Below are 9,297 nucleotides of genomic sequence, written 5' to 3'. Positions count from 1 at the left end.
ATGTCAAAAATGTCAAAAAATATTGCCTAAGTCACGCAATCACTTTTCGCTTTTTTGCCAAAAATCTCACAGCTTAATAATAATTTTTGGTATAATGATGCGTTTATGATTTTTAATGCTTTAAGCAACTTTAATTTTACAAGCGAGACAACTCATGGGCTTTAACTGTGGTATCGTAGGCTTGCCAAACGTTGGCAAATCCACCCTATTTAACGCACTTACCAAGGCAGGCATTGCCGCCGAAAACTTCCCCTTTTGTACCAAAGACCCAAACACGGGCATTGTGCCTGTGCCAGACCCACGTTTAAAGGCGTTGGCAGAAATCGTCAAACCTGAGCGTGTGCTACCGACCAGCATGGAATTTGTGGACATCGCAGGGCTTGTGGCAGGGGCGAGTAAGGGCGAAGGCATGGGTAACCAGTTCCTTGCCAATATCCGTGAGACGGACGCCATCGCCCATGTGGTACGCTGTTTTGATGATGACAACGTCATTCACGTGGACGGACGAGTAAACCCCCTATCCGACATCGAGACCATTAACACCGAGCTTGCCCTTGCCGACCTTGAAGCGGTAGGACGAGCGATAACCAACAATGCCAAAAAAGCAAAAGGCGGAGACAAAGACGCTCAGGCAATTTTGGCGGTGTTTCAAAAGATTGAGCCGTTTTTGGCGGACGGCAAACCTGCACGCATGGCAAATCTTGACAATGACGAGAAAAAACTCATCAAATCCTATGGGCTCATCACCCTAAAACCCGTCATGTACATCGCCAACGTGGCAGAAGATGGCTTTGAAAATAACCCCCACCTAGATGCGGTGCGTGAATTTGCCCAAAGCGAAAACGCCATTGTCGTGGCTTTGTGCAACCAAATTGAAGCTGAAATCGCCCAACTGGACGAAGAAGAAAAGGCGGAATTCTTAGAAGGCATGGGCATGACGGAAGCAGGGCTTGACCGTGTGATTCGTGCAGGGTATGAGCTACTAAACCTACAAACCTACTTCACCGCAGGGGTTAAAGAAGTGCGTGCGTGGACAGTGCCTGTGGGTGCAACCGCTCCAGAGGCGGCAGGCGTGATTCATACCGACTTTGAGCGTGGCTTTATCCGTGCCGAAGTGATTGGCTATGATGACTTTATCGAATATGGCGGAGAAAAAGGGGCAAGCTCGGCAGGCAAATCTCGCCTAGAAGGCAAAACCTACATCGTCCAAGACGGCGACGTGATGCATTTTAGATTTAATGTGTAATTGCACATTAACCTCAAAAAAAGCCGATAGTTATCGGCTTTTTTGTTATCAAGTCACAGGGCTTGAGTCATGATTGTAAATTTTGTTATAATGTATCTTGATAATCACATCCAATATTTAATATTCCACCATATTGACACATCAAATTAAGGTTTTATCATGAAAAAAATCATCCTAACTTCATTGGTTGCTACTTTGGCATTAACCGCTTGCGATAAAAAACAAGCCGAAGCACCTGCCGAAACCACAACCACTGAGGCGGCTGCCCCTGCCACCGAAGTAGCAAGCACTTCTGACAATACAACCGACACAAACCATGGTCATGACCATGCGCACGATCATGACCATGAACATGGCGACCATGCAGAACATGATCATGATCATGCACACGACCATGGCGATCATGCACATCATCACCATCACGACGGTGACAAATTTCAATGCGGCGACAAGAGCGTAAGTATCGCCGTACATAACCACGAAGGTGAAATCGAAGCACACCTTACTGCCGATGACATCACTTACGATCTAAACCAAGACCTAAATGACAAAAAACGCTTCACCACTGATGAAGGTATTGAAGGAGATGGCAAGCCAATGACTCTGATCCTAGATGGCAATAAAGCCCAAGTACTGGGCGCAAACAACGCCACCCTTCTAGATTGCACCAAATCTTAATCATCAAGATGACAAAGCCAAGCAGTTCACGCTTGGCTTTTTTGATATAAAAATCATATTAACAAAAATGCAACATTTTATGAATTTGATTGAAAATTTCTAGATTTTTATTCATAATACACAGTTATTCACTCAATTTTAAGTGCTTTAATGGGCGCGTTTAAGCACACTGACTTCATCGGATTGATTCATGACAGAAACAAAAACCACCACTCGAGAACAAAAAAAACGCCAAACACGCCAAGCTTTCTTTAATGCCGTTCTAGATCTATGCATGACTGGGCAGGGCTACAGCTCTATTAGCCTACGCCAAGTCACTCGCGAGGTTGGGGTTGTGCCGACGGCCTTTTATCGTCATTTTGATGACATGGAATGCCTTGGCAAGGCATTGGTTGAAGATGAATTGGGTGATGCACTATCCATCTTACGCGAGCACATGCAGCTGGGCAAAAAACGCAGTTTTGAGCGTCAAATCGCCAAGAGCGTACAGCTATTTTTCAAGGCCGTAGATGCGCAGCCTAGATATTGGCAATTCATCGCATCGGAGCGCTTTGGTGGCTCCGAGGCGGTACGTAACGCGATCAGTCAACAGATTCACTACTTCGCCAAGATTATGGGTGAGGACTTGGCGCTACAGCCTGCCTTTGAACACATTGGCAGCGAAGACCGCTACCTATTGGCTGAGATTGGTGTCAATCTGTCATTCTCTTGGATCATCGACTGGTTAGAGCTGACTTATACACCAAACCTTGATGATGAAGATACTGAAGACATCACCGACAAACAAGACCCTATTGATGTTGAGCAGCACAAACAAGAAATGCTCCGTCGCTGCACACGTCAGATGCAGATTCTCATGTACGGTGCTTATAACTGGAAATCAAGCGAAGAGACTGTGATTGAGGATTGATAACACAATCATCATCAGCCCTACCCTTATCTTTTGGCGGCATTTATGTTAGAATGTCGCCTTTTTTAAATTGCAATTTATCTAATGCCTTACCTACACCGACCAAAATCAAACCACACACTAAACGCCAATGAACGCCTACTGCGCGTCATCTCCATCAACGTCAACGGACTGCGCGCCGCTGAGAAAAAGGGACTGCTTGATTGGCTCAATGAATCTGAAGCGGATGTCGTCTGCATGCAAGAGACCCGCATCAACCACGATCAATGGACGGATAAATTTAAACCCGAAGGTTGGTACACTCATCTATTTCCCGCTGAACGTGCCGGCTATGCAGGCACAGCGATTTATAGTCGTTTGCCGATCGTATCGGTGAGCCGCGGACTTGGCTTTGAGCTTGCTGACAGTCAGGGTCGATTCATCACCGCAGAGTTTGACTTAGGTCTTGATAAGCCTGTATTTATCTCATCGCTATACCTACCATCTGGCTCATCAGGCGATGAAGCACAAGCGCGCAAAGACATCTTTTTAGAAGAATATAAAAAAATTCTAAAACACTGGCGCGATGAAGATAAATCCGTTATCATCTGCGGCGACTACAACATCGTGCATAAGCGCATCGACATCAAAAACTGGTCAGGCAACCAAAAAGCATCTGGCTGCCTACCTCATGAACGCGCATGGCTAGATCATATTTATGATGAATTGGGTTATGTTGATACGTTTCGCGTTGTCCGCAAGGAATCCGAGGTGTATTCTTGGTGGTCGAATCGCGGACAAGCGCGCGCCAAGAACGTGGGCTGGCGCATTGATTATCAAGCCTGCTCTCCCGACTGGACAGAGCGCACCATAGGCGCATGGGTTTATAAAGATAATTGGTTCTCGGATCATGCGCCTGTTGTCATTGATTACCTAATCAAGACAGGCGAATAAAGACAAAAAAAGGGCATCGCGCCCTTTTTTATTTTAGCTTTAAAATCCTAACATTATCAAAACCCTTGCTCTTTAATGCCATTGCCTGCAAGCTGCTCATGACACCATGCTGGCAATATAATAAGTAAGTTTTGGATTGATCAAGCTCGCCAAAGTTCGTACCTAAGCGATAAAAAGGCATCTCGATCACGTCCGCTTCCACATCGAGCGGCGAATCCTCAATCTCATCAGGTGTACGAATATCAATGACAACTTCATCTGCCAAGACAGCATTAACCGACTGGACGGTTTGATTATCACGCTCTTCGTTTGCAATATCTCGGATATCCATGCACACAGCAGTATCAACGGCGTGTTGTAGAATATCAAAGTCAAAATTCGCTTCGGTATCAACAATCTTATGCTCGATGGCCTTGACTGTTGGATTTTTTGAGATAACACCACAGAATTCAGGCATGGATTTGGCAATATCAGCGGTACCAATGCGCTCGGCCATGTCGATAATGTTTTGCTTATCATGAGTGATGAGCGGTCTTAATATGAGCGCATCGCTTGCCTTATCAATCACACGCAAATTGGTTAGCGTCTGACTGGCGACCTGCCCCAGCGCCTCGCCTGTGACGATCGCCTCAATACGATGGTCCTTAGCGATGCTACTAGCAGCACGCACCATCATGCGCTTTAGCACAACACCCATTTGACCATCATCGATCTTCTGTAGAATCTCAGCCACCACAGGTTCAAAATCCACGGTGATAAATTTCACGCGGTGCGAACTGCCGTATTTTTGCCATAGATGGTATGCCATCTGCTTAGTGCCAATCTCATGCGCACGCCCACCCAGATTAAAGAACACATAATGCACTCGGCTACCGCGTCGTGTAAACATGTGGCTTGCCACACCAGAATCAAAACCACCTGAGATTAAAGACAACACATCTTCTTGAGTGCTGATCGGGAATCCCCCAATCCCTTCATGACGCGCCTGCACGAACATCAGTCGATCATGTTCGATCTCAATTTTGATGACGACCTCAGGGTCTTTTAGCTGAACTTTGGCGCTCGGAATATGCTGATTTAACCCGCCGCCCACATAACGCATGACATCCATGGAATCAAAATCATGCTTGCCGCGACGCTTAACACGTACACAAAAAGTCTTGCCCTCAATCTCATCTTTGACTCTCGCCAAAGTCTGCTCAAAAATATCATGCATGTCCGTAAAAGGTGAATCATCGACCTCCAGCACATGATGAATCCCGGGAATGCAGGTCAGTGCCGCACGAAGTTGAGCGCGCTTTGACTCATCTTGAAAGCGTACCTCAAGAAAGTTCCAATGACGGATGACCTTAACAGTCTTATCGTGCTGCATGAGTACGTTTTGGATATTACCCCACAACACCTTAATAAAGCGTTTCTTGATGGATTCGCTTTTCATGATGATCTCGGGGAAGACTTTGACAATGAATTTCATAATTTTAATGGGCAAATAAAAAAGGTGCTTATTATACACCTTTTTTTAATACAAACATGGACAAATCAAACAAATCACATCACAAGAACTTACCGCAGCACGCTTTAAATTTATCGCCGCTACCGCACAAGCACGGCTGCTTATTGGTGAGCGTAATTGGCACGGTAGGATCTAGAAAATACCAAACATCATCAATCTTAACAAAGCTTGAATGCTCGTCATGACAAGATTCGCCCTGCCCATTATCATAATACGCCATAAAATGCACTTGAGCGTGGCGTTTGCCGATCTTGGCGACATGGCTAATCACATCAAGACGTGTCCAATACATCTCATCTGACCACGATTGTAGTGCATTCTTATCCAGTAGAGCCTGCTGAACTGGCACGGTCGTCTCGATAATATATTCGATATTTTTAAGACAAAAGGCACTAAACCGTGAACGCATGAGCGCCTCAGCCGTAACAGCAGGTACGCCCTCATGCAGCGGCTGACAGCAGTCATGATAAGTTGGGCTTCCACAGGGGCATTGCATCAACAGATTTTCTCCAGTAAGATGCTTTGGGCATCGTGAATGTCAAGGCTATGATGCACCTGATTCCATTCGCCACGCCCATCAAGCTCCCAAGCCTGAACGTTATCTTGAAGGTAGTTAATCAGGCCGTCTTCGTAGATTTGCTTGAATAGTTTTTTGTCCAAAATAGGAAACGCAGTCTCAACGCGGTGTAATAAGTTACGATCCATCAAGTCAGCACTTGAACAGTACAGCTTCTCATCGCCATCATTATAAAAATAATACACGCGCGTATGCTCTAGGAATCGACCGACGATAGAACGCACGCGGATGTTCTCTGATAGATTCTTCACTTGCGGACGCAGACAACAAATAGAACGAACAATCAAATCAATCTGCACGCCTGCTTGACTTGCTTCGTATAGTTTATCAATGATTTGACGTTCGGTGACTGCATTGCACTTCATGACGATTCGCGCTTTTTTGCCGTTTTTGGCGTGATGAATCTCATCATCAATCATCTGCATCAGCCCATCATGCAAAGTAAAAGGCGCGTGCAGAATCTGATGCGATGGCATCGGACGACCCATCCCTGTCAGCTGTACGAATACGCCGTGCACGTCTTCGCAGATCTGCTTGTCTGCGGTGAATAGGCCGTAGTCGGTATACGCCTTAGCATTACCCGCATGATAGTTACCCGTGCCTAAGTGTGCATAACGGCGGATTTTGCCTTTTTCACGGCGGACGATGAGCATGAGCTTGGCATGAGTCTTATAACCCACCACCCCATACACCACAACCGCTCCAGCCTCCTGCAGCATGTTCGCCACCGCGATGTTACTCGCTTCATCGAAGCGTGCACGCAGTTCAATCACTGCCGTGACCTCTTTGCCATTACGAGCGGCGGCGGCGAGCGCTTGCACGATTTCAGAATTCGTACCAGATCGATAGATGGTCTGCTTGATGGCAAGTACGTCAGGATCATTCGCCGCTTGCCACAGTAGATTTACCACCGGTGTAAAAGCATGAAATGGATGATGGACAAGCACGTCTTCTTTTTTGATGACATCAAACATTGACGTGCCTTCTTTGGCGACTCGCACAGTCTCCATGCCGCGAAACGCTTTAGGAATGGCATGTGAAAATGGCGCAAATTTAAGCTCTGGCTTATCAAAGCTCGTCAGCATACGCGTCAGATTCACAGGTCCATTCACGCGATACAGCTGACTTTCATCAAGCTCAAATTCTTGCAGTAGAAATTCATAAGTTTCTTTTGGGCAATTTGTTGTTACCTCTAGGCGAACTTTATGACCAAAACGTCGATTATCAAGCTCACCCTCAAGCGCCTTAGCCAGATCCTCAACATCATCGGACAACGCAAGGTCGGCATTACGTGTCAATCTAAACTGATGACAACCAGTAACCTTCATCCCCAAGAACAGCTCACCCACATGCTCATGAATCACCGCAGACAGCATGATGTGATGATCCTTACCGCCTGTCAGCTCATCGGGCAGACGAATCACACGCGGCAGTGAACGTGGCGCAGGCACGATGGCGCGATTAATATCACGTCCAAAAGCATCCTTACCTTCAAGGCTTACGATAAAGTTTAATGACTTATTCACAAGGCGTGGAAATGGATGCGCAGGATCAATGCTAATCGGCGTCAATACGGGCAGAACCTGACTAAAAAAATACTCTCTCATCCATGCTTTTTGGGCGTCTGTCAGCTCATGACGCTTCAGATACCGAATGTCAGATTTGGCAAGCTCAGGCAAAATCTCTTCGTTCAAGATGCGATACTGCTCTTCGACCGCGCGATGCGCCACCTGGCTAATCTCTGCAAGCAGCTCCGACGGCTTACGACCATCTAGACTGCTGGACTTGTCGCCATTTTTCATCTTTTGGAGCAATCCTGCCACACGAATCTCAAAAAATTCATCCATGTTCGACGAAAAAATCGTCAAAAAGAACATCCGCTCAAGCAAAGGGTTACGCGGATTCACCGCCTGAGCAAGCACACGCAACTGAAATCTTAAGGTTGATAGATCGCGGTTGATATAACACTCAGGCGTAAAGCCGCCCACCTCATTCATGATGTGCTGAATCTCATGCAGCTCAGCAGGTGGTGGCGCCGTGCCTAGTACGCTTTGCATGGCAACTTGCTCAATGCTCGGTAAATTGCTCGCCTCAGACAGCACGCTTGATACTTTAGAAGTGGTGCGCTTGGCTGTAGGTCTTGAATTGGCGGTTCTTTGGGTCACGGCGTTCTCCTTGTATTTTGTTAACTGTGTTGGCTTATTGCTGATTGTTTTTACCATCTTAGCTTGGTAATACCGCGCTGTTCATGCGACGCAGTATGATTCGTTGTTTGTTTCTAAGTCGTTTGGCGTTTTTATTTTTTTGATAGTATTTTGGGTTTGGTAGCATGCTAATGAGTAGCGCGGCTTGTTCGCGATTTAGGTTCTTGGCAGATTTACCATAATAGTGGCGAGCTGCCGACTCAATGCCATAAATGCCATCGCCAAACTCCACCACGTTTAAGTACACTTCCAAGATACGCCTCTTATCCCAAATCCCCTCCATCATCAGGACGATGATAGCCTCCTCACCCTTTCGGATGTATGAGCGATGTGACGTCAAAAATAAATTCTTGGCAAGCTGCTGACTGATGGTCGAGCCACCTCTTGCTATCGCGCCCTCTGCTTCATTTTTCTTAATGGCGGTCTCAATGCTATCAAAGTCAAAACCATAATGCTGGGTAAATTTAGCATCCTCACTCACGATCGCGGCCTGCTTGACGCTTTTGGCAATATTGTCATAATCCACCCACGTCTGAGTAACCGTACCGCCGCCAAATCTATGCGCCATCATGAATGCTGACTCGGTCACTGGTGTAAATTTTCCCACGCCAAGTAGTACCGCCACCATCAAGTTAAAACCTAAAAAGACAGCGACAACACACAGAACAATCCAACGAAAAAATTTTTTAAGCACTATACCAGCCTTATTTTACGTTATAATGACAATCATCCTATTTTACACTATTTTAGATGTTTATCGATATGAATAATCCAATATTTATCAATCAGTTAACCGATTTATCAAAAAACCGTTTCGCGCTAGACACACTCAGTAATGAACAATTTTTTGAATTTTATCAGACATTATTATCCAATTTTAAAATTCGCGCGGGCAATAACTGGTATCTGATCGGTACGGATGGCTGCCACCTTTGCGATGAGGTGTATGCCCTGCTCAGTCAAGTCGGACGCATCAGACCGCTGCCTTTTGTCCATCGTGTAGATGTGATGAATGCAGATGAACTGGTGATTGAGACTTTGGGGGTTGTGATTCCGATATTGGTGACGCCAGCACGACTGCTGTGCTATCCGTTTGGGATTATGGATGTTGTTCATCTTTTATCAAATAATCACCACGGATAAGCATACCAAAAGCACAAATCACACCAATTTTTATAAAATATTTTTATCAATTTTTAAAATTTATCGGAAAAAACAATAAAAATGTGATGATTT

At 45.7% G+C, this 9,297-nt stretch carries 9 protein-coding genes; 5 read left to right on the top strand and 4 right to left on the bottom strand.

All coding sequences use genetic code 11. The annotated features are described in order from the left end of the window. Positions 1–154 precede the first annotated feature (154 nt). From ychF to GY683_RS00730, 4 genes are all read left to right on the top strand, one after another. Complete coding sequence (gene ychF, locus GY683_RS00745) at positions 155–1,246, top strand: redox-regulated ATPase YchF (protein WP_297286932.1); 1,092 nt, start codon at positions 155–157, stop codon at positions 1,244–1,246. Between the two features lie 159 nt (positions 1,247–1,405). Further along, complete coding sequence (locus GY683_RS00740) at positions 1,406–1,924, top strand: hypothetical protein (protein WP_297286931.1); 519 nt, start codon at positions 1,406–1,408, stop codon at positions 1,922–1,924. Positions 1,925–2,114: 190 nt separating this feature from the next. After that, entirely contained in the window at positions 2,115–2,834 is a 720-nt protein-coding gene (locus tag GY683_RS00735; protein WP_297286930.1) for a TetR family transcriptional regulator, read from the top strand. An 84-nt stretch (positions 2,835–2,918) separates the two neighbouring features. Then, positions 2,919–3,767, top strand: a complete 849-nt coding sequence (locus GY683_RS00730) for an exodeoxyribonuclease III (protein ID WP_297286929.1) — start codon at positions 2,919–2,921, stop codon at positions 3,765–3,767. 28 nt (positions 3,768–3,795) lie between these two features. Here GY683_RS00730 and thiI read toward each other — a convergent pair whose 3' ends face one another. The 4 genes from thiI to mtgA form a co-directional block, all read right to left on the bottom strand. Next, complete coding sequence (thiI, locus tag GY683_RS00725) at positions 3,796–5,241, bottom strand: tRNA uracil 4-sulfurtransferase ThiI (protein WP_297286928.1); 1,446 nt, start codon at positions 5,239–5,241, stop codon at positions 3,796–3,798. A 79-nt stretch (positions 5,242–5,320) separates the two neighbouring features. Continuing rightward, positions 5,321–5,776 (bottom strand): YchJ family protein, encoded by a 456-nt coding sequence (locus GY683_RS00720; protein WP_297286927.1) that lies wholly within the window; start codon positions 5,774–5,776, stop codon positions 5,321–5,323. Next, positions 5,776–7,914 carry a polyphosphate kinase 1 gene (gene ppk1, locus GY683_RS00715; RefSeq protein WP_297286933.1) on the bottom strand — a complete coding sequence of 713 codons (2,139 nt, stop codon included), beginning with the start codon at positions 7,912–7,914 and terminating at the stop codon, positions 5,776–5,778. The genes GY683_RS00720 and ppk1 overlap by 1 nt, the downstream gene beginning before the upstream one ends. Positions 7,915–8,080: 166 nt before the next feature. After that, a complete protein-coding gene (gene mtgA, locus GY683_RS00710; RefSeq protein ID WP_297286926.1) occupies positions 8,081–8,755 on the bottom strand; it encodes a monofunctional biosynthetic peptidoglycan transglycosylase in 675 nt (224 codons plus the stop codon). A gap of 68 nt (positions 8,756–8,823) precedes the next feature. Between mtgA and GY683_RS00705 the strand changes: the two genes are divergently transcribed. Further along, complete coding sequence (locus GY683_RS00705; RefSeq protein ID WP_297286925.1) at positions 8,824–9,204, top strand: glutaredoxin family protein; 381 nt, start codon at positions 8,824–8,826, stop codon at positions 9,202–9,204. The last annotated feature ends 93 nt before the right edge of the window (positions 9,205–9,297 follow it).

Source organism: Moraxella sp., from assembly GCF_024227015.1.
Taxonomy (GTDB): domain Bacteria; phylum Pseudomonadota; class Gammaproteobacteria; order Pseudomonadales; family Moraxellaceae; genus Moraxella.
The sequence above is the reverse complement of the archived record's forward strand: the minus strand, read 5'-3'. Positions and strand labels throughout refer to the sequence as shown.